This window comes from Flavobacterium cupriresistens (assembly GCF_020911925.1).
GTDB classification, from domain to species: Bacteria; Bacteroidota; Bacteroidia; order Flavobacteriales; family Flavobacteriaceae; genus Flavobacterium; species Flavobacterium cupriresistens.
The window spans coordinates 1767507-1787415 of record NZ_CP087134.1 but is presented as its reverse complement, the minus strand read 5'-3'; the positions used below and the strand labels follow the sequence as shown (position 1 = coordinate 1787415).

At 35.6% G+C, this 19909-nt stretch carries 19 protein-coding genes and 1 riboswitch; of the genes, 17 read left to right on the top strand and 2 right to left on the bottom strand.

The genetic code is table 11. From position 1 onward, the window contains the following. Nucleotides 1-12: 12 nt before the first annotated feature. Both polA and LNP23_RS07945 read left to right on the top strand, forming a co-directional pair. Nucleotides 13-2850: a DNA polymerase I gene (gene polA / locus LNP23_RS07950; protein ID WP_230004507.1), complete on the top strand. Its 2838-nt coding sequence runs from the start codon at nucleotides 13-15 to the stop codon at nucleotides 2848-2850. A 301-nt stretch (nucleotides 2851-3151) separates the two neighbouring features. Further along, nucleotides 3152-4168, top strand: a complete 1017-nt coding sequence (locus LNP23_RS07945; RefSeq protein WP_230004506.1) for an alpha/beta hydrolase — start codon at nucleotides 3152-3154, stop codon at nucleotides 4166-4168. 68 nt (nucleotides 4169-4236) lie between these two features. On the opposite strand, the gene LNP23_RS07940 is transcribed toward LNP23_RS07945, so the two are convergent. Further along, a complete protein-coding gene (locus LNP23_RS07940; protein ID WP_047773056.1) occupies nucleotides 4237-5262 on the bottom strand; it encodes a LacI family DNA-binding transcriptional regulator in 1026 nt (341 codons plus the stop codon). Between the two features lie 232 nt (nucleotides 5263-5494). Here LNP23_RS07940 and LNP23_RS07935 point away from each other — a divergent pair, with 232 nt between their 5' ends. The 6 genes from LNP23_RS07935 to tsf all read left to right on the top strand — a co-directional run bounded on the left by LNP23_RS07935 (nucleotide 5495) and on the right by tsf (nucleotide 10196). Further along, complete coding sequence (locus LNP23_RS07935) at nucleotides 5495-6244, top strand: ferritin-like domain-containing protein (RefSeq protein ID WP_047773054.1); 750 nt, start codon at nucleotides 5495-5497, stop codon at nucleotides 6242-6244. A gap of 29 nt (nucleotides 6245-6273) precedes the next feature. Then, nucleotides 6274-7086 (top strand): ferritin-like domain-containing protein, encoded by an 813-nt coding sequence (locus LNP23_RS07930; protein ID WP_047773053.1) that lies wholly within the window; start codon nucleotides 6274-6276, stop codon nucleotides 7084-7086. A 197-nt stretch (nucleotides 7087-7283) separates the two neighbouring features. Beyond that, nucleotides 7284-7739 (top strand): 50S ribosomal protein L13, encoded by a 456-nt coding sequence (rplM, locus tag LNP23_RS07925; protein WP_047773051.1) that lies wholly within the window; start codon nucleotides 7284-7286, stop codon nucleotides 7737-7739. Next, the gene (gene rpsI / locus LNP23_RS07920) at nucleotides 7739-8125 is read left to right on the top strand and encodes a 30S ribosomal protein S9 (protein ID WP_007808909.1); all 387 of its coding nucleotides are present in this window, start codon (nucleotides 7739-7741) and stop codon (nucleotides 8123-8125) included. The genes rplM and rpsI overlap by 1 nt, the downstream gene beginning before the upstream one ends. A 176-nt stretch (nucleotides 8126-8301) precedes the next feature. Beyond that, a complete protein-coding gene (gene rpsB / locus LNP23_RS07915; protein WP_047773049.1) occupies nucleotides 8302-9096 on the top strand; it encodes a 30S ribosomal protein S2 in 795 nt (264 codons plus the stop codon). Nucleotides 9097-9233: 137 nt separating this feature from the next. Continuing rightward, on the top strand, nucleotides 9234-10196 hold the full coding sequence (gene tsf, locus LNP23_RS07910) for a translation elongation factor Ts (protein WP_047773047.1): 963 nt from the start codon (nucleotides 9234-9236) through the stop codon (nucleotides 10194-10196). Between the two features lie 181 nt (nucleotides 10197-10377). Here the strand turns inward: tsf and LNP23_RS07905 are convergent, their stop codons facing one another. Continuing rightward, on the bottom strand, nucleotides 10378-12501 hold the full coding sequence (locus tag LNP23_RS07905) for a M3 family metallopeptidase (RefSeq protein ID WP_230004505.1): 2124 nt from the start codon (nucleotides 12499-12501) through the stop codon (nucleotides 10378-10380). Between the two features lie 174 nt (nucleotides 12502-12675). On the opposite strand from LNP23_RS07905, the gene LNP23_RS07900 reads away from it, so the two are divergent. The 9 genes from LNP23_RS07900 (at nucleotide 12676) to LNP23_RS07860 (ending at nucleotide 19821) form a co-directional block, all read left to right on the top strand. Next, nucleotides 12676-13362, top strand: coding sequence for a queuosine precursor transporter (locus LNP23_RS07900; RefSeq protein WP_047773045.1), 687 nt, complete (start codon nucleotides 12676-12678; stop codon nucleotides 13360-13362). A 129-nt stretch (nucleotides 13363-13491) separates the two neighbouring features. Beyond that, on the top strand, nucleotides 13492-13872 hold the full coding sequence (locus LNP23_RS07895; RefSeq protein WP_230004504.1) for a hypothetical protein: 381 nt from the start codon (nucleotides 13492-13494) through the stop codon (nucleotides 13870-13872). 71 nt (nucleotides 13873-13943) lie between these two features. Then, entirely contained in the window at nucleotides 13944-14501 is a 558-nt protein-coding gene (locus LNP23_RS07890) for a DNA-3-methyladenine glycosylase I (RefSeq protein WP_230004503.1), read from the top strand. Nucleotides 14502-14614: 113 nt separating this feature from the next. Continuing rightward, a riboswitch (TPP riboswitch) is annotated at nucleotides 14615-14712 on the top strand. 86 nt (nucleotides 14713-14798) lie between these two features. Then, a complete protein-coding gene (thiS, locus tag LNP23_RS07885; protein WP_047773278.1) occupies nucleotides 14799-15005 on the top strand; it encodes a sulfur carrier protein ThiS in 207 nt (68 codons plus the stop codon). A gap of 166 nt (nucleotides 15006-15171) precedes the next feature. Then, entirely contained in the window at nucleotides 15172-16995 is a 1824-nt protein-coding gene (gene thiC / locus LNP23_RS07880; RefSeq protein ID WP_047773040.1) for a phosphomethylpyrimidine synthase ThiC, read from the top strand. Nucleotides 16996-17123: 128 nt separating this feature from the next. Further along, complete coding sequence (locus LNP23_RS07875) at nucleotides 17124-17714, top strand: thiamine phosphate synthase (RefSeq protein ID WP_230004502.1); 591 nt, start codon at nucleotides 17124-17126, stop codon at nucleotides 17712-17714. Beyond that, the gene (locus LNP23_RS07870) at nucleotides 17681-18436 is read left to right on the top strand and encodes a bifunctional hydroxymethylpyrimidine kinase/phosphomethylpyrimidine kinase (protein ID WP_230004501.1); all 756 of its coding nucleotides are present in this window, start codon (nucleotides 17681-17683) and stop codon (nucleotides 18434-18436) included. Before LNP23_RS07875 ends, LNP23_RS07870 begins: the two co-directional genes overlap by 34 nt. Then, the gene (locus LNP23_RS07865; RefSeq protein ID WP_230004500.1) at nucleotides 18426-19064 is read left to right on the top strand and encodes a thiamine phosphate synthase; all 639 of its coding nucleotides are present in this window, start codon (nucleotides 18426-18428) and stop codon (nucleotides 19062-19064) included. Before LNP23_RS07870 ends, LNP23_RS07865 begins: the two co-directional genes overlap by 11 nt. Continuing rightward, nucleotides 19045-19821 (top strand): thiazole synthase, encoded by a 777-nt coding sequence (locus LNP23_RS07860; RefSeq protein WP_047773034.1) that lies wholly within the window; start codon nucleotides 19045-19047, stop codon nucleotides 19819-19821. The genes LNP23_RS07865 and LNP23_RS07860 overlap by 20 nt, the downstream gene beginning before the upstream one ends. Nucleotides 19822-19909: the final 88 nt, after the last annotated feature.

Genomic DNA, 19909 nt, shown 5'->3' with positions numbered 1-19909 from the left:
TAAATTGTACTTATGTCGTCACAAAAACGCCTTTTTTTACTTGATGCTTACGCTTTAATATTCCGTGGTTATTATGCCTTCATAAAAAACCCAAGAATCAACTCCAAAGGAATGGATACGTCCGCCATTATGGGCTTCATGAATTCCCTTTTGGATGTTATTAGAAGAGAAAAACCGGATCATCTGGCTGTTGCTTTCGATAAAGGAGGAAGTGCACTTCGTAACGAGATATTCCCTGAATACAAAGCCAATCGCGATGTAACACCGGAAGCTATAAAAATTGCAGTGCCTTATATCTGCGAATTACTAAAAGCCATGCATATTCCTATTATTGAAGTGGCAGGTTTTGAAGCCGATGATTTAATTGGAACGATTGCCAAACAAGCCGAAAAACAGAATTACAAAGTTTTTATGGTAACTCCCGATAAGGATTTTGCCCAATTGGTTTCTGAAAACATCTTCATGTACAAACCGGCCCGAATGGGTAACGGAATTGAAATTTGGGGTGTTCCGGAAGTTTTGGCAAAATTTGAAATCGAAAGACCGGAACAGGTAATTGATTTCCTTGGAATGATGGGTGATGCTGCCGATAATATCCCGGGACTTCCGGGTGTTGGTGAAGTAACGGCTAAAAAGTTTTTAAAAGAATTTGGTACAATGGAAAACCTTTTGGCTAATACCGACAAGCTGAAAGGAAAAATGAAAGAGAACATCGAGGCCAACAAAGAAAAGGGATTACTCTCTAAAACTTTAGCCACTATTTTATTGGACTGCCCGGTTACTTTTGACGAAAATGACTACGAGTTAACACGTCCCGATATCGAAAAAACAGATGCTATTTTTCAGGAATTAGAATTCCGAAGAATGGCGGAACAATTTGATAATTTGTTTAAAACAGGTGGAGCACAAACTACAGAAACAACTCCTGATGCCAAATTATACAAGAAAGCGCAACCTAAAAATGAAGACCAGTTTGATCTTTTTGGAGCCGGTGATACCGCCGAAAATCCGGAAGCTGTAAGAACTTCTTTTTATACTACTTTAGAAAACACACCTCACTCCTATCAGGCTATTGAAGGTGATTTAGGTATTAAATTACTTTTACAAAATTTACAAAAACAGACTTCTGTTTGTTTTGATACCGAAACTACCGGTTTAGATGCTTTGCATGCGGAATTGGTTGGTATTTCGTTTTCTTATGAAAAAGGAAAAGGACTTTATGTTCCGTTTCCGGAAAATCAGGAAGAAGCAAAAGCTCTGATTACCAAATTTATTCCGTTTTTTGAAAATGAGAATATTGAAAAAATCGGTCAGAATTTAAAATACGATTTAAAAATTCTTTCTAATTATGGTGTTACGGTAAAAGGAAAACTTTTTGACACGATGATTGCACATTATCTGATTAATCCGGATATGCGTCATAATATGGATATTCTATCAGAAACGTATTTGAAATATTCCCCAAAACCAATTGAAGATTTAATTGGTAAAAAGGGTAAAAATCAAATCTCAATGCGTGATGTTGCTTTGGAAGACATCAAAGAATATGCTGCCGAGGACGCTGATGTAACCTTACAGTTGAAAGAAATCTTCACCACTGAGTTAGACAAAACGGAAACCAAAAAACTGTTTGACGAAATCGAAATTCCGTTAGTAAGCGTTTTGGCTGCTATGGAAACAGAAGGTATTCGTCTTGATGTTGAGTTTTTAAAAGCAATGTCTAAAGAAATGGATGTTGAGATTAAAACTTTGGAGCAAAATATTTACGAAACTGCGGGCGAGAAATTCAATTTGGCTTCTCCAAAACAGTTGGGTGATATTTTATTTGATAAAATGAAAATTGGTGGTGCCAAACAAAAGAAAACCAAAACAGGTCAATACGCTACCGGTGAGGAAGTATTAACTTATTTAGCCAACGACAATCCGATTGTAAAAGAGATTCTGGATTGGCGTCAAATGGTAAAATTACAGAGTACTTATATTCTGGCTTTACCGGAACAAGTAGACAAAAAAACACAACGAGTTCATACCGATTATATGCAGACTGTTGCTGCAACAGGCCGTTTGAGTTCTAATAATCCGAACTTACAGAATATCCCGATTCGTACCGAAAGAGGTCGTCAGATTCGTAAAGCATTTGTAGCCCGTGACGAAAACCACACTTTGATTTCTGCGGATTATTCTCAAATTGAATTGCGAATTATTGCCGCTCTGAGTGGTGAAGAAAACATGATCAAGGCCTTCCAAAACGGAGAAGACATTCACAAAGCAACAGCTGCTAAAGTTTTTGATGTTCCTTTGGATGAAGTGAGTCGCGAACAAAGAAGTAATGCAAAAACAGTAAACTTCGGAATTATCTACGGTGTTTCTGCTTTTGGATTGAGTAATCAGACTTCCCTATCCAGAAGCGAAAGTGCTGCTTTGATTGAAGCGTATTACAAAACATACCCAAAATTGAGATCGTACATTTCAGAGCAAATCGAGTTTGCACGTGAAAAAGGATACGTACAAACCATTTTAGGACGTCGCCGTTACTTAAAAGATATTAATTCTGCCAACGCCGTTGTAAGAAGTGCTGCAGAACGAAATGCCGTGAATGCTCCTATTCAGGGAAGTGCTGCGGATGTGATTAAAATTGCAATGATCAACATTCATAAAAAATTAAAAGAAGAAAACTGGAAATCAAAAATGTTACTTCAGGTGCATGATGAGCTTGTGTTCGATGTTCACAATGACGAACTCGAAAAAATCCAGCCTATGATCAAACACGAAATGGAAAACGCTTTTATAATGGCGGTTCCGTTAGAAGTAGAATTAGGATTAGGTAAAGATTGGCTGGAAGCGCACTAAGATTATTGTAGATTTTAGATTGATGATTTTAGATTTATCAATTTAATAAAATATTAAAAACTCCATTTGCTAGTAGTAAATGGAGTTTTTTTTTGCTTAATTTTTTAACAGTTGAAAAAATACAGATCATCGCTATTTTTATTATTTTTGAAAACATTATCCTACAAAATTAAATCATCACCCTTTAAAAGTATGTAGAATTTTGATGAAATTTTAAAAAAAATACCTCTTGAGATTATAAATCAATCAGGTATTGAATTTTTAAATTATGCAGAAATAATAAACCAATTTACAGATAACTATGAACCTGCTTAAATCTTCAGTTGTATTAGCCTTTTTTTTGCTTTTTTCTCAAACCTCTTTTTCCCAAAACAAGGAAGACTATTATTTAAAGAAAGCCGGTTATACTAAAACTGTAATAACAACAAAAATCGACTCCATTTCTTTTTTAACTTCCATTAGTAACTCCATTTTACCAAAAGCTACGATTTTATTCATCCAAGGTTCAAATCCATTACCTATAATCTTCTATGATGACAAAAGCGTAAATTCAGCTATTCCTTTTGACGTTAAACCTTATCTTGAAAAATTTAATTTTGTAATAATTGCCAGAAAAGGAATTCCTTTAATAGGTTCTTACGAAAGAGATTCTAAAGGATATACAACTGAAAAAGGAAATATTCCCGATGATTACATTAAAAATGATAACCTAAATTATAGAGTTAATCAAGTCACAACCGTTATAGACTATTTATTTAAAAATAATAGCGTTAAAAAAGACTCTCTCTTTGTTGTAGGTCATTCGGAAGGTTATCGTGTAGCAGCAAAAGTAGCGGCAAACAACACCAAAATATCCAAATTAGTTTGCATGTCTGCTGATCCATTTAATAGAATAACGGAATACATATTAAGAGAAAGAGTCCAGTGTTTTAAAAACAATGACGACTCGGAAAGTCAAATTAAAATTGACAAATTAACTAGTGAATATAAAAACATCGAAGAAGACAGTAAAGAATTTAAAGACGACATTGATTTTACCAATTGGGCAAGCTATAACAGAACTTTAAGTTATGAAAGCTTTAAAAAATTCAAGAATCCCATCCTGATAATTTATGGAACAAATGATATTGGATCGGCACACAATGACTTACTCCCTTTTTTACTCCCGAAAAAAAATATTAAAATTAAAGCTTATCCAGATTACGGTCATAATTTCGAAAAACAAGAATTTGATTTAAATAAAAAAGAAACCGAAAGTACTTATCACTGGGATGAAGTTTTCAAGGATATAAAAGCTTGGTTGCTCCAATCACAATAAAATTTTACTACCCCAAAATAGTACCAAGCAAAAAAAATCCATTCGATTTGAATGGATTTTTTTTTGAACTATACTTTGCGGGTTGATTCCCGTTCTTTTAATACTGTTTTGATTACGATGGTTTCATAATCTGACGTTTCTTCTTCGTTTTCTTCGAGTCTTTTGATTAACCTTTTGGCAGCCACTTCGCCAATCTCAATACCGTGTTGGCTTACTGTTGTCAAACTTGGTGATAAACGTCTTGAGGCTAAAATTCCATCTGCAAAACCAATAATAGAAATGTCTTCCGGAACTCTGTATCCTTTTTTCAATCCTACGCGCAGAGCTGCAACGGAATCATTTTCATCCAAAGCAAAAATTCCGTCAATTTTTTGTTCAAAAATAGCATCAATTTTACTTTTCATATCCTCTTCAGAATCGGTTCTGAGAATGATTTTTTCGTTTATCGCAATGTTATTGTTTTCTAAAGCTTTCAAATAACCGTCAGCTCTTAATTTTCCAACACTTAAATTATCAACAGACGAGATTAAGGCAATATTTTTACAACCTAAATTAATCAAATGTTGTGTCGAGTTTAAAGCAGAATCGTAATCGTCTACAACTACTTTATCACATTCTACTCCTTCTGCAATTCTATCAAACATTACGATTGGCGTACCATCATTTATAATTGCCGAAAAATGATTGTATTCCTGTAATTTTTGCGCTTCTTCTGAAACTGATAATATAAAACCATCAATGGTTCCGTTACTCAACATTTCCAGTGTATGAATTTCTTTTTCTAGAGATTCATTAGAAATACAGGTAATTACATTATATCCTTTTTTGTCTGCTACTTTTTCGATACCACTAAAAACCTTCGCAAAAAACGAGTTCAATATATTAGGTATAATAACTCCAATTGTTTTTGTTTTACGATTTTTCAAATTCAAACCAATCACATTCGGTTTGTAATTTTTCAATTTCGCGTATTCTTTAATCTTAATTTTTGTTTGCTCACTAATTTCAGGACTATCATTAAGCGCTTTAGAAACTGTTGATACAGAAACATTGAGTTCTTTTGCGATTTGTTTTAAAGTTGCTTTAGCTTTCATTCTATCATGTTTTATGGAATTAATACAAATATAGTAGAATTACTGAAATTACAACAAAAATCATCGCAGACTACATCAAAATCTTATCATGTTTTCCCTTATGTCTTAAGAGAATTATAAAAAAAATAAAAAATAAATCTAATTTTTAAAACTACTCTGTAAGAAAGCCCGTAAGTAACTTAATATGCAAAAATGCAATTCCTATTAATAACCATTTAAAAAAGTAATAATTATGAAAAACGAAGTACGAGTTCAAGAGGTAGACACTTCATTGAACAACAGAAGGAATTTTCTCAAACTAAGCGGACTAACTATTGCCAGTGCCGGATTACTTATGGCCGGATGTAGTGACAACAATGATAATGATGATCCTATAATAGATAATATGTTACCAGGAGTCAAAAACGGAAAATTCGATTTAGGAGCCGGAGATTTCGGCGTTCTAACCTACGCATATGCTTTAGAACAATTAGAGGCTGATTTTTATACCAAAGTGGTAAACGCTTCCAATTTCAACACCACCTTTAATGCTATAGAAAAACAGGTCCTTACTGATTTATATTACCATGAAGTAGTACACAGAGATTTCTTTAAAGCTGCTTTAACCGGTGGACTACCAGATCCGAGTTCTCAACTACTCCCTACATTAGCATTTAATTACGGCGCTTTAAACTTTAATAGTCGCAACGATGTTCTGGCTACAGCCAAAGCACTTGAAGATACCGGTGTAGCAGCATACAACGGGGCAGGAAAACTGATCAAAAATCCGGATTACTTATTGTTGGCCGGGAAAATTGTTTCTGTAGAAGCAAGACACGCCTCTGCTATCAGAAGTTTAATTAATCCGAATTCTAAAGATTTTGCCGGAGATGACATCATCAATATGACAACCGGATTGGATGACGCAAAAGATCCTTCAAAAATTTTAGCCATTGCAGGCGGATTTATCACAACTCAATTTACTGCTAAATATTTACCTTAAATAATAACCCAATTTAAAAATTAGAAATTATGAATATATTAAAATTTATAGAGTCTTTTACCAATGAGGGTATTATGGCTAGCACAGGTTCAAGAAGAGACAGTTTTACACAATTTGGAAATCTTGGAAAAAATTTAGCATTTGCATCCATTCCATTCGGACTATCCGCATTGGCTAACAAAGCAATGGCAAAAGACATAACCCCAACTCCGGCAACACCAATCGGAGCGTTGCAGTTTGCATTAACTTTAGAATATCTTGAAAATGAATTTTATGCTATGGCATTAGATTCAGGAGTAATTCCCGCATCAGAAAATAGCGGTCGTGATTTGAAAGTATTTCAGCAAATTGCAGATCATGAAGCCGATCACGTAAAATTTCTAATTGCGGGTTTAGGTGGAACAATGAGTCCCAATTTTGTCCCTAAACCTACTTTTGACTTTACAGTTGGAGGCGCTTTTAATCCTTTTGGAGATTATCCGACCTTCTTAGCTTTAGCTCAGGCATTTGAAGATACGGGCGTAAGAGCCTACAAAGGTCAGGCAGCAAATCTGATTTCTACACCTGATTTATTAACAGCAGCACTTCAAATCCACTCTGTTGAAGCACGACATGCGTCTGAAGTAAGACGACTGCGTGGTTTAAAAGGATGGATTTCCAATAGTGAAAGAGGTGCAGGAATGCCGGCCGCAACACAAGCGGTCTATGATGGCGAAGGTCTTACGATGCAGGCAGGATTTAATACATCAACCTTATTTGGCGCCGCAGCAGGATCTGAAGCCTATGATGAACCACTTACTACACAGCAAGTTGTAGATATAGCCAACCTCTTTATAGTATAATTTACTTTTTTATCTGCCTTACTTGAAACCATCTTTACGTACTTTTGTAAAGATGGTTTTTTTATTGTTTTAGATAAAAAAATAGCTCCTGAAAATCAGGAGTTAAAATAATCTTTTCAGGTATTTGGTTTTAAAATAATTAATTGTACTTTTGCATCCCCTTTATTGGGGATGGAATGTTTAATTAAAATAATATTATGGACGCATTAAGCTACAAAACAGTTTCAGCTAGCAAAGCCACTGTAACTAAAGAGTGGATTGTTGTTGACGCTGAGGGTCATAACTTAGGACGTCTTGCTTCAAAGGTTGCAATGATCTTAAGAGGTAAGTACAAACCAAGTTACACACCGCACGTTGACTGTGGAGATAACGTAATTGTTATCAACTCAGAAAAAATTAACCTTACAGGTACAAAAATGAATGACAAAATTTACATGCGTCATACAGGTTACCCAGGAGGACAAAGAACTTTAACTGCTAAAGTATTGCAATCTAAAAACCCTGCATTATTAGTAGAGAAAGCTGTAAAAGGAATGTTACCTAAGAACAAATTAGGAGCTGAACTTTTTAGAAATCTAAATGTTGTTGTAGGAGCTGAGCACAAACAAGGAGCTCAAAAACCTAGAACTGTTAACCTAAACGATCTTAAGTAATGGGAGTTATTCACAAAATCGGTAGAAGAAAAACCGCTGTTGCACGTGTATATGTTTCTGAAGGAACAGGAAAAATCACTGTAAACAAAAAAGAATTCGCAACTTACTTTCCAACGGCAACTTTACAATACAAAGTTTTACAACCAATGTCTATGACAGAAAATGTAAACAACTTTGATGTAAAAGTAAACGTTTACGGAGGTGGTTCAACTGGTCAGGCAGAAGCTGTAAGAATGGCATTAGCACGCGTTATGTGTGAAGTAAATGCTGAAAACAGAGCTATCCTTAAACCAGAAGGTTTATTAACAAGAGATCCAAGAATGGTTGAACGTAAGAAATTCGGTCAGAAGAAAGCTCGTAAGAGATTCCAATTCTCTAAACGTTAATATTACCTGTCTTGTTCATTTGGGACAAGACATGATCAATTATTTATTGAAATTAAAAAACACAGTTGTTGTTGCTCTCCTACCGAGGTAGGAAATAGTTTAGCATCTAAATGTATAAAGCCTGGGAAACCGCCATTTATGCATTGCTAATCAACAGAACGTAAACTAGTACAAAAATGGCAAACAAAATAGAAGTAAAAGACTTACTAGAAGCAGGTGTTCACTTCGGACACATGACTAGAAAATGGGATCCAAATATGGCTCCTTACATTTATATGGAGCGTAATGGTATTCACATTATCAATCTATATAAAACTGCAGCTAAAATTGAAGAAGCTAACGAAGCTTTGAAAAAAATCGCTGCATCAGGTAGAAAAATCTTATTCGTAGCTACCAAAAAACAAGCAAAAGACATCGTTGCTGAAAAAGCAAAAGCTGCAAACATGCCTTACATCACTGAAAGATGGCCTGGTGGAATGCTAACTAACTTTGTAACTATCAGAAAGGCAGTTAAAAAAATGTCTTCTATTGATAAAATGAAGAAAGACGGTACTTTCATGACACTTTCTAAGAAAGAGCGTTTACAAGTTGATCGTCTACGTGCTAAATTAGAGAAAAACTTAGGTTCAATCGCTGATATGTCTAGACTACCTGCAGCATTGTTCGTAGTAGATATCAAAGCAGAACATATCGCAATAAAAGAAGCACAAAAATTAAACATTCCAGTTTTCGCAATGGTTGATACGAATTCTGACCCAAGAGAGGTTGATTACGTTATTCCTGCAAATGATGATGCTTCTAAATCAATTGACAAAATTTTATCTTTAGTAACTGCTGCTGTAATCGACGGTCTTTCTGACAGAGGTTCTGACAAAGAAACTGAAGCTACAACAGAAGATGCTACTGCTGCACCTGCTGCTGTAGAAGCTGCGCCAGCTGTTGAAGCTGCTGCTCCTGCTACTGAAGAATAAATCAAATTTTAAATTCCAAATTTTAAATTCCAAAATCCAAATAAAAATTAAAAACATTATGTTGATAATTTAATAAAATTGGAATTTGGGATTTAAAAGCTGGAATTTTTACTTTTAACATTAAAATTCAAAATATTATGGCAACAATTACTGCTGCAGACGTAAATAAATTAAGACAAACTACAGGTGCCGGAATGATGGACTGTAAAAAAGCTTTAGTTGAAGCTGAAGGAGATTTCGATAAAGCGATACAAAACCTTAGAGAAAAAGGACAAAAAGTTGCTGCTAATCGTTCTGACCGTGAGTCTTCTGAAGGAGCTGCTGTTTCTTTTGTTAATGCTGATAAAACTAAAGGAGCGATCATCACTTTAAACTGCGAAACTGATTTCGTAGGTAAAAATGAAGCTTTCGTAACTTTAGCTAAAGAATTAGTAGAAAGAGCTATTAACTTTTCTTCTAAAGAAGATTTCTTAGCTTCAGATTTCAACGGAATTACTGTTGCTGAAAAACTAATTGAGCAAACTGGTGTTATTGGTGAAAAAATCGAAATCGGTGGTTTTGAAATTTTAGAAGGTGCTTTCGTTGGATCTTATGTTCACGTTAACAAAATTGCTGCATTAACAGCAATCTCTCAATCAGTTGACAACGCTGAAGTTTTAACTAAAGACATCTCTATGCAAGTTGCTTCTATGGGAGCTGATACATTATCTTACAAAGATTTTGATCCTGCTTTCGTTGAATCTGAACTTGCTGCTCGTATTGCTGTAATCGAAAAAGATAATGAAGAAGCAAAACGTTTAGGAAAAACTTTAAAAAATGTTCCTAAATATATTTCTTTCTCTCAATTAACTGAAGAAGTTATTAAACAAGCTGAAGAAGATGCTAAAGCTGAATTAAAAGCTGAAGGTAAACCAGAGCAAATTTGGGACAAAATTATCCCAGGAAAAGTACAACGTTTCATCTCTGACAATACTACTTTAGATCAAGAAAAAGCTTTATTAGATCAAAACTTTATCAAAGATGATAGTAAAAAAGTTAGTGATTATGTTAAAGGATTCAACGTTGAAATCACAGGTTTCAAAAGAGTTACTTTAGGTTAATATATTATTTTTTCAATACAAAAAGCCCGAATATTAATTTATTCGGGCTTTTTTATTGCTTATGCTACTGGTTCTTTTAACCGCAAAGATTTTATGTGAATTGTAAAATGCGATATGCAAAAAATCAGATCTATTTTATCCTTAGACGAACTAAATCATTTCACATTTTACATTTCAAGTCTTACTTCTTATCTGTAATAGGAAAATTTCTCGCTCTCATCAAAGCATCTGACTTAGGCGCTCTTCCTCTGAAGTTTTCATATGCTTTTTCCTGATCAATCGTATTTCCGGTACTAAAAACATTGTCATAAAGTCGTTTGGCAACCTCTTTATCGTAAGGTCCTTTTCCTTCTAAGAAAGCCTCATAAGCATCTGCATTTATAACATCTGCCCACAAGTAACTGTAATATCCTGCCGCATAACCGTCACTTGAAAAAATATGCCCAAACTGTGGGATTCTGTGACGCATTACAATCTCTGACGGCATATTTAGCGCATCTAAGGTTTCTTTTTCAAATTTATGAGGATCAATAGCCTCTGTTGCTAAGTGAAGCTTCATATCAATCAGTGAACTTGAAATCGTTTCAACTGTTGCAAAACCTTCGCCAAAATCGGCTGCTTTCTCTATTCGATCAACTAATGCCTGAGGCAGTGGCTCATTGGTTTTATAATGTAACGCAAATTTATTTAAGACCTCCGGAGTTGCCAACCAGTGCTCTAACAATTGAGAAGGAAACTCTACATAATCTCTTGCAACACTTGTTCCCGACAAACTTGGATAGGTAACATTTGAACATAAACCATGAAGTGCATGGCCAAATTCATGGAATAACGTAGTCGCATCCGACCACGAAATTAAAACCGGCTCGTTTGCAGTTCCTTTAATAAAATTACAATTATTAGATACGATTGTCAGAATATCTCCGTCTAATTTTTGCTGGTCACGGTAAGAATTCATCCACGCACCGGAACGTTTTCCTGAACGCGCATAAGGATCAAAATACCATAATCCCACTACTTTACCTGTTATCTTATTACTCACTTCCCAAACACGCACATCCGGATGATAAACCGGAACATCTGTGATTTGTTTGAATTTTAAATTAAATAATTCCCCGGCAACCCAGAACATTCCTTCACGTAAATTCTCTAATTGCAGATAAGGTTTCACTTCATTTTGATCTAAATCATACTTTGCTTTTCTGACTTTTTCAGCATAATAACGATAATCCCAAGGTTCAATTTTAAATTTTCCACCTTCAGTATCAACAATTTTCTGCATTTCAGCCACATCCTGCTGCACTTTTTCTACCGCAGGTTTCCAAACCGACATCATTAAATCTAATGTTTTCTGTGGGTCTTTTGCCATTTTATTAGACAAACTCCAATGTGCAAAGGATGGAAAACCAAGTATTTTCGCTTTTTCAGTACGCAATTTCAAAATCTCAACTAAAGTCGAATTAGTGTCATTCTCATTTCCGTTATCTCCACGTTTCACAAAAATATCAAATGCTTTTTCTCTTAAATCTCTGCGCGTTGAGAACGTCAAAAAAGGCTCAATCGAAGAACGTGTATTAGCAACACAGCCCATAACGTCTAATTTTCTTTCTTTTGCTTCTGCTATTGCGGCATTTTTTTCTTCAGCCGGAAGACCATCAAAATCAGCTTCTGTTTTTAAAGCCACGTACTGATTGTTTTCTTCTGCTAATAAATTTTGATTAAATCGGGTAAAAAGCGTTGCTAGTTCTTTATTGATTTTAGCTACTTTTTCTTTGTCGGCATTATTTAATTTTGCTCCTTCACGAACAAAATCAGTGTAATACAACCAAATCAATCTTTGTTGCTCGCTGGTAAGTTTTTTACTTTCTTTTGAATTATATAGATCCTCAATTCTTTCGAAAAGCTTTTTATTCTGATTGATTTTATCCGAAAACTCAGAAAATTTTGGAGACATTTCAGTATCCACAACATTAAATTCCGGACTGCTTATGTTAGATCTGTAAATCCCATAGACAGTAGAAATTCTTGTAATCGTTTTACCGGAGCGCTCCAGAGCCGCAATCGTATTATCAAAAGTTGGTGCTTTTGAATTATTTGCAATAGCATCAACTTCATCCAGTTTCTCCTGAATAGCAAACTGAAGTGCCGGTTTAAAATCTGAAACCTTGTACAGATTAAATGCAGGAACTCCGCCATACGGACCTGTCCATTTTTTAAGCAACGGATTTTCAGTATTGGTTTGTGCGTTCGACGCAAAAAAGGTTGTCCCCATAAGAATAATTCCAATTATTTTTTTTGTTATCATCACTTTGTTGTGGTATAAATGAATTTTGTAATTCCTTCAAAAATAACTAAAAACAGCATTGCAAAGAAAATTTTAACTTCTCGTCCATTTTAATGACCTTGGCCTAATTTAAATTCAAACTATCCCAACTTTTAAAGAAATAACTTAAATTTGACCCATCAATTATAAAAACACATGTTTAAAACCAGAAAAGAAATTGTCTTTGTTGTTCTTGCAGGAATTTTTATTACTAATGCAGTCGTCGCAGAACTAATTGGAGGAAAACTAATCCAGATTGGCCCATTTGTAATGAGTATCGGGATTCTACCTTGGCCAATTGTCTTTCTTACTACCGATTTGATCAATGAATATTTTGGAGAAAAAGGCGTTAAAAAACTTTCTTTTATAACAGCCTGCCTGATTGCTTATGCATTCCTGATCTTATTTATGGCGATTGTGGTTCCAGCCGCAAAAGGCATTAGCCCGGTCAACGACGAACAGTTTCAAGCTGTTTTTGGACAGAGTATGTGGATTATTGTCGGAAGTCTTATCGCTTTTATAATTTCTCAACTAATTGATGTTTGGATTTTTTGGTTTTTTAAAAACAGAACAGGCGAAGGAAAAATATGGCTCAGAACCACGGGGTCAACTGTAATCTCTCAATTATTTGATTCTTTTATTGTTCTTGGAATTGCCTTCTGGTTACCCGGAAAAATTGATTTTGATACCTTTATTTCATCAGGATTAACGGGCTACATTTTTAAACTTTCTGTCGCTATTTTACTGACTCCCCTGATTTATCTTGGACATCATTTAATAAAGAAATATCTCGAGCAGGACCCTACTACTGAAGATAAAACCAAGACTATCGAAAAACAATAAGATCACCTTAAAATACTGACTCTTAAAATTTTGATGTGCTAATATTCTAAAAAATAGTTCAAATATCAGAGTTTTGAGAAGCAGAACCATTCCTATTTTATAACCAAAACCAACTAACAAAACCAAAACATGAAATCTAATGAAATTATTACTTTTTTACAAAACCACAATTACACCTACACTTCAAACAATAAAACAATAACGGTTAATCTTGAGCTATCACAAAATGTTCTGATTGATGTTTCAAATCCCGAAAAAATCATACTAAAAGACGAACTTGTTTTCTGGAATTTTTTAACCGGTGCTATCAAAATGAGTTTAAAAAACGCTATCGTATACAATTTTATATTAATTCTCTTTTTTGGCTTTTTATGTCATTATCTGGAATTTACAAATCAAAATTACACCAATTTATTTTTGATCCTTATCAGTTGGATTTTACTGTTCTCTACCTTTTATTTGATCAAATTAGAAAGTTTCAAACTGCAGCTTGCAACAGCAATAAAATAAAAAATCTTTTACAATACTTAAAATCTCAAACCTAAACCGCTTGAGATTTTTTTTTTATATTTGAAATAAAAATGGATTTAATAAGATGTGGCTGGTGTACTTCCAGTGAATTATACAAAAAATACCATGATGAAGAATGGGGTGTTCCCGTTTATGACGATGCATCATTATTCGAATTCTTAATCCTTGAAACTTTTCAGGCCGGTTTAAGCTGGATTACTATATTAAATAAAAGAGAAAATTTCAGAGCTGCCTTTGATCATTTCGACTATAAAAAAATCGCCAATTATCCCGAAGATAAAATCGAATCTTTACTTGAAGATACCGGAATTATTCGCAATAAATTAAAAATTCGTTCCGCCGTTACCAACGCACAGGCCTTTATAAAAATACAGGAAGAATTTGGAAGTTTCTCCGATTATATCTGGAAATTCACCAACGGAAAACCTATAGACAATACCCCAAAAACCTTAAAAGACGTTCCTGCGACCACACCTCTATCTGACGAAATCAGCAAAGATTTAAAAAAAAGAGGCTTTAAATTTGTAGGTTCTACCGTGATTTACGCTCACATGCAAGCCACAGGAATGGTCAATGATCATGTCGGAGATTGTTGGACTCGGGCTTAGTTTTCAGTCGCAGTTCGCAGTCGCAGTCATAAAAACCGTGATTGAGAAATGAGACTGAAAACTGAGACCGAAAACTTTTTTCCCCTCCCCAAATAAAAATTTCTTACATTTGCTTCACACTTTAGGGGTGTCTGCAACATTGCAGGCTGAGATTTTACCCTCTGAACCTGATCTAGTTCATACTAGCGTAGGGAAAAGTAAGATGACTTTCTGATGCACTTTCATGTGCAATTGTAGCCATTCCTAGAGTAAAGAAACGCAGTAATGCCTTTCTTCAACACACTAAATCTAGAAGGAATGGAACTAAAAATCAACCAACAAATCAAACATTTCAATGCTGAAACACTTAGCGTTCAGTCATTGCTCGATCTCGAAATTCCGAACAAACAAAACGGGATTGCCATTGCTATAAACAGCACCGTAATTCCAAAACCTGAATGGGACTCTCATTTTATTCGGGAAACTGATGATATTCTGATTATTTCTGCCACCCAAGGGGGGTAGGAATTAAAATTCCAATTTTTATAATTGTTGTGGGGGTAAATTTCAAATTCCAACCTCTGTGGAGACGCACTGCTGTGCGTCTCTACTGTGCGTCTCTACAATGCGCCTCTACGACAAACCATTTCACATTGCACAACACACATCTTACATAAAAAAAATAAAAAAAATGACAAACGAAGAAAAAATATCCAGAACGCCATTTCCAAATTCCAAAAAAATATATGTGAATGGTGAAATACATCCAATAAAAGTTGCCATGCGTGAAGTGGCATTAAGCGACACGCGACTTTCTAACGGCGGAACTGAAAAGAATCCGGCGATAACTATCTATGACACCTCCGGTGCCTATACCGATCCGGATATCACCATTGACATCCGAAAAGGGCTGCCACGACTAAGAGAGGAATGGATTTTAGAACGAAATGATGTTGAAATCTTATCTGAAATAACATCCGATTACGGGCAAATGCGATTAAAAGATGAAAACTTAAACCATTTAAGATTCGAATATTTACATCAGCCTAAAAGAGCTAAAGAAGGAGCAAACGTAACCCAATTGTATTACGCCAAACAAGGAATCATCACTCCTGAAATGGAATACATTGCGATTCGTGAAAACCAACGTATCGAACTTTTAAACGAACAAACCAAAGCCATGCAATGCCAGCACGCAGGTCATAGTTTTGGAGCAAATACACCGAAAAGTAAAATTACACCTGAATTTGTTCGTAGTGAAGTGGCCATTGGACGCGCCATTATCCCAAACAACATCAACCACCCAGAAAGTGAACCGATGATTGTAGGCCGAAATTTTCTTGTAAAAATAAACGCTAACATCGGAAATAGTGCTGTGACTTCGACTATTGAAGAAGAAGTAGAGAAAGCGGTCTGGGCCTGCCGTTGGGGAGCAGATACGATAATGGACTTATCAACAGGAAAAAACATTCACGAAACCAGAGAATGGATCATTCGTAACTCTCCGGTGCCTATTGGAACGGTGCCTATTTATCAGGCCTTAGAAAAAGTAAAAGGAATCGCTGAAGATTTAACGTGGGAGGTTTTCCGCGATACACTAATTGAACAGGCAGAACAAGGAGTTTCGTATTTTACGATTCATGCCGGGGTTTTACTGCGCTACATTCACTTAACCGCAGAGCGTGTGACGGGAATTGTTTCCCGAGGCGGATCAATCATGGCGAAATGGTGTTTATTTCACCACAAAGAAAACTTTTTATACACCCATTTCGAAGAAATCTGCGAAATCATGAAACAGTATGATGTCGCTTTTTCTTTAGGAGATGGCTTACGTCCCGGTTCTATTGCCGACGCTAATGATGCTGCACAATTTGCCGAGTTAGAAACTTTAGGTGAACTGGCAAAAATAGCCTGGAAACACGATGTACAAGTCTTTATAGAAGGTCCTGGTCACGTGCCGATGCATATGATTAAAGAAAACATGGACAAACAATTAGAACATTGTAACGAGGCTCCTTTTTATACCCTTGGACCTCTAACAACAGATATTGCACCTGGTTACGATCACATTACATCTGCCATTGGAGCAGCTATGATTGGCTGGTACGGTTGTGCGATGCTGTGTTATGTTACACCAAAAGAACATTTAGGGCTACCGAATAAAAAAGACGTAAAAGACGGCGTAATCACCTATAAGATTTCAGCCCATGCTGCTGATTTAGCCAAAGGACATCCGGGAGCACAATACCGCGACAATGCCTTGAGTAAAGCTCGTTTTGAATTCCGTTGGGAAGATCAGTTCAATTTATCATTGGATCCGGACACAGCCAGAGAATTTCACGACGAAACACTTCCTGCTGAGGGTGCCAAAATTGCCCATTTCTGCTCTATGTGCGGACCAAAATTCTGTTCAATGAAAATATCACAGGAAATTCGTGATGTAGCTGCCGCAGAAAAAGGGATGCAGGAAAAATCAGAAGAGTTTATTGAACAAGGAAAAGAAATTTACATCTAAATGTTTATAGTGAAATGTAAAATGTGAAATGCAAAATGAGACAAGTTGTTCTCATTTCAAATCTCACATTTTACATTTAACATTTCACAAAAAGCATCTCACAAAAGAACATTTCACATTTCACAATAATGATCGTTATATCAAATCCAGTTGCGGTAGCAAACGAAATCAGCCTAATCCATTCTCTTTTTGAGGAGGGATTAGCGCTATTTCATATCCGAAAACCGGAGTTTACTGAGATTGAGATGATGCAATTTATTGAGCAAATAAAACCTGAATTCAGGTCAAAATTGGTCCTGCATACACAGCATCAAATTGCCGGTGATTTTGGTATTAGTAAAATTCATTTTTCTGAAAGAGAACGAAATCAGACTTTGCTATTTCCCTTTGCAAACAAAACGGTTTCGACCTCTTCCCACTCGATTGCGGATTTTAACGCTTTAGATTCAAACTTTGAATATGCTTTTTTAAGTCCTGTTTTTAAAAGCATTTCGAAAGAAAATTACGCTTCTGAAATTGATCTTTTTGAAGCAGTAAAATCAAGAAAAAATTTTAGGACAAAGATGATCGCTCTGGGTGGAATTTCTCCTGAAAATAGTAAAACAACGTTAGAAAATGGTTTCGATGGCATTGCCCTTCTGGGAGCGTTATGGAATCATGAAAACCCTGTAAACCAATTTGTATTATGTCAGAAAATCGTCCTTACGTACTCACTATAGCCGGTTTAGACCCCACTGGAGGGGCAGGTATTCTGGCAGATATTAAAACTTTCGAACAACATCAGGTTACGGGTTTTGCTATTTCAACGGCCAATACCATTCAAACCGAAAATCAATTCCATCACATTCAATGGACTGATTTAAGCTTTGTACTTCGTTCTATAGAAACTTTGTTTGAAAACTATAAAATCAAAACCGTAAAAATCGGAATCACACCTAGCTTACCTTATTTAAATCGCATTCTTTCGACTATAAAACTGCTGTCTCCGACAACAAAAATTGTTTGGGATCCGGTTCTGAAATCAACAACAGCATTCGAGTTTATGAAAGTTACCGCTGATTTGGATTTTCATAAAATTCTATCCAAAATTGATTTGATTACACCCAATTACAATGAAATAGAACTTTTGTTTCCCGGATTTTTATCAAACAATCTTTGGATAAAAAACGAAGTTCCAACAACTATTTTACTCAAAGGAGGACACAACCCTACTAAAATCGGAACAGATTGTTTGTTTTTGAAAAATGAAATATTCGAATTGTTGCCTTCTGAAAAAAAATGCTTCGAAAAACACGGTTCCGGCTGTATTCTTTCGGCTGCTATAGCCGCAAATCTCGCATTAAATCAAGATGAAAAAGAAGCTTGTATCAATGCCAAAACCTACATAGAAACATACCTGAGTTCAACTTCAACATTAATCGGATATCATTATGTACAATAAACTACAATACATCTCACAAGGAAATACAATCTCAAAACAATTGTATAACATTCACGAAGCACTTGATAGTGGTTGTGATTGGGTTCAAATGCGTTTCAAAAATCAAAATACTAAAAACTCTTTTGCGCTGGCTGAAGCAGTAAAATTTTTATGCGAAGAATATCTGGCCAATTTTATTGTAAACGACAACGTATATCTGGCACAACAAATTGCTGCCGACGGTGTGCATTTAGGTCTTTCGGACACCAAAATTGAAGAAGCAAGAGCCATTTTAGGAGATACTAAAATCATTGGAGCAACCGCTAATACATTTGAAGATATTCAAAATCACATTACAAACGGTTGTGATTATATTGGTTTGGGACCACTTCGATTCACCACGACAAAGGAAAAATTAAGTCCGGTTCTTGGTTTTGAAGGTTATTTTAAAATCTTTCAAAAATTAAAAGACAACAATTCTGAAATTCCGGTTTATGCTATTGGCGGAGTTATTTCTACCGATATCGACAGATTAATGGAAATTGGTGTTCACGGCATCGCCGTCTCCGGACTCATCACAAAAAGTGATCAAAAAGAAAAACTCATTCAACAATTAAACGAAAAATTATATGCAAACGTCGTTATTTAATATTGGTGATAAAACCTTAACCTCACGCCTGTTTTTAGGAACAGGGAAGTTTGGTTCCAACCTCGAGATGGAACGTGCCATTTTAGCTTCAGAAAGCGAATTAGTAACTGTTGCCTTAAAACGAATTGATTTAGAAACCGATACGGAGACTATTTTAACGCATTTAAAACATCCCGGAATTAATTTGTTACCCAATACATCGGGAGCCAGAAATGCCAAAGAAGCCATATTTGCCGCGCAATTAGCCCGTGAAGCATTAGAAACAAACTGGCTAAAACTCGAAATACATCCGGATCCTAAATACCTGATGCCCGACGCGATTGAGACCTTAAAAGCCACAGAAGAACTGGCAAAATTAGGTTTTATCGTTCTCCCTTACATTCATGCTGATCCCGTTTTGTGCAAACATTTGGAAGATGCCGGAACCGCTGCTGTCATGCCGTTAGGTTCCCCAATTGGAAGTAATAAGGGTTTAAAAACTATCGATTTCTTAGAAATAATTATAGAACAAAGTACTGTTCCCGTAATTGTAGATGCCGGTATTGGTGCACCTTCTCATGCCGCAAAAGCAATGGAATTAGGTGCTGACGCTGTTTTGGTGAATACCGCTATTGCCGTGGCAGGAAATCCTGAATTAATGGCGCAAGCTTTTAAAGAAGCCGTAATCGCAGGTAGAAAAGCTTTTGAAGCCAAACTGGGAAAACAATACAATCACGCAATTGCTTCCAGTCCTTTGACTTCTTTCCTATATGACTAATTTTTTTTATCACGCAGATTTAGCAGATTAAGCGGATTCTTTTATCTGCAAAATCTGCGTGATAAAAACCCACAATAAAAGAAGGAAA

Coding starts and splice junctions, on each gene's coding strand:
- LNP23_RS07935 (WP_047773054.1), top strand. CDS start 5,495: ATGAAAAACGAAGTACGAGTTCAAGAGGTAGACACTTCATTGAACAAC.
- LNP23_RS07905 (WP_230004505.1), bottom strand. CDS start 12,501: ATGATAACAAAAAAAATAATTGGAATTATTCTTATGGGGACAACCTTT.
- polA (WP_230004507.1), top strand. CDS start 13: ATGTCGTCACAAAAACGCCTTTTTTTACTTGATGCTTACGCTTTAATA.
- LNP23_RS07875 (WP_230004502.1), top strand. CDS start 17,124: ATGATCGTTATATCAAATCCAGTTGCGGTAGCAAACGAAATCAGCCTA.
- LNP23_RS07945 (WP_230004506.1), top strand. CDS start 3,152: ATGAACCTGCTTAAATCTTCAGTTGTATTAGCCTTTTTTTTGCTTTTT.
- LNP23_RS07870 (WP_230004501.1), top strand. CDS start 17,681: ATGTCAGAAAATCGTCCTTACGTACTCACTATAGCCGGTTTAGACCCC.
- LNP23_RS07930 (WP_047773053.1), top strand. CDS start 6,274: ATGAATATATTAAAATTTATAGAGTCTTTTACCAATGAGGGTATTATG.
- rplM (WP_047773051.1), top strand. CDS start 7,284: ATGGACGCATTAAGCTACAAAACAGTTTCAGCTAGCAAAGCCACTGTA.
- rpsI (WP_007808909.1), top strand. CDS start 7,739: ATGGGAGTTATTCACAAAATCGGTAGAAGAAAAACCGCTGTTGCACGT.
- LNP23_RS07940 (WP_047773056.1), bottom strand. CDS start 5,262: ATGAAAGCTAAAGCAACTTTAAAACAAATCGCAAAAGAACTCAATGTT.
- thiS (WP_047773278.1), top strand. CDS start 14,799: ATGGAACTAAAAATCAACCAACAAATCAAACATTTCAATGCTGAAACA.
- LNP23_RS07895 (WP_230004504.1), top strand. CDS start 13,492: ATGAAATCTAATGAAATTATTACTTTTTTACAAAACCACAATTACACC.
- thiC (WP_047773040.1), top strand. CDS start 15,172: ATGACAAACGAAGAAAAAATATCCAGAACGCCATTTCCAAATTCCAAA.
- LNP23_RS07900 (WP_047773045.1), top strand. CDS start 12,676: ATGTTTAAAACCAGAAAAGAAATTGTCTTTGTTGTTCTTGCAGGAATT.
- LNP23_RS07865 (WP_230004500.1), top strand. CDS start 18,426: ATGTACAATAAACTACAATACATCTCACAAGGAAATACAATCTCAAAA.
- LNP23_RS07860 (WP_047773034.1), top strand. CDS start 19,045: ATGCAAACGTCGTTATTTAATATTGGTGATAAAACCTTAACCTCACGC.
- rpsB (WP_047773049.1), top strand. CDS start 8,302: ATGGCAAACAAAATAGAAGTAAAAGACTTACTAGAAGCAGGTGTTCAC.
- tsf (WP_047773047.1), top strand. CDS start 9,234: ATGGCAACAATTACTGCTGCAGACGTAAATAAATTAAGACAAACTACA.
- LNP23_RS07890 (WP_230004503.1), top strand. CDS start 13,944: ATGGATTTAATAAGATGTGGCTGGTGTACTTCCAGTGAATTATACAAA.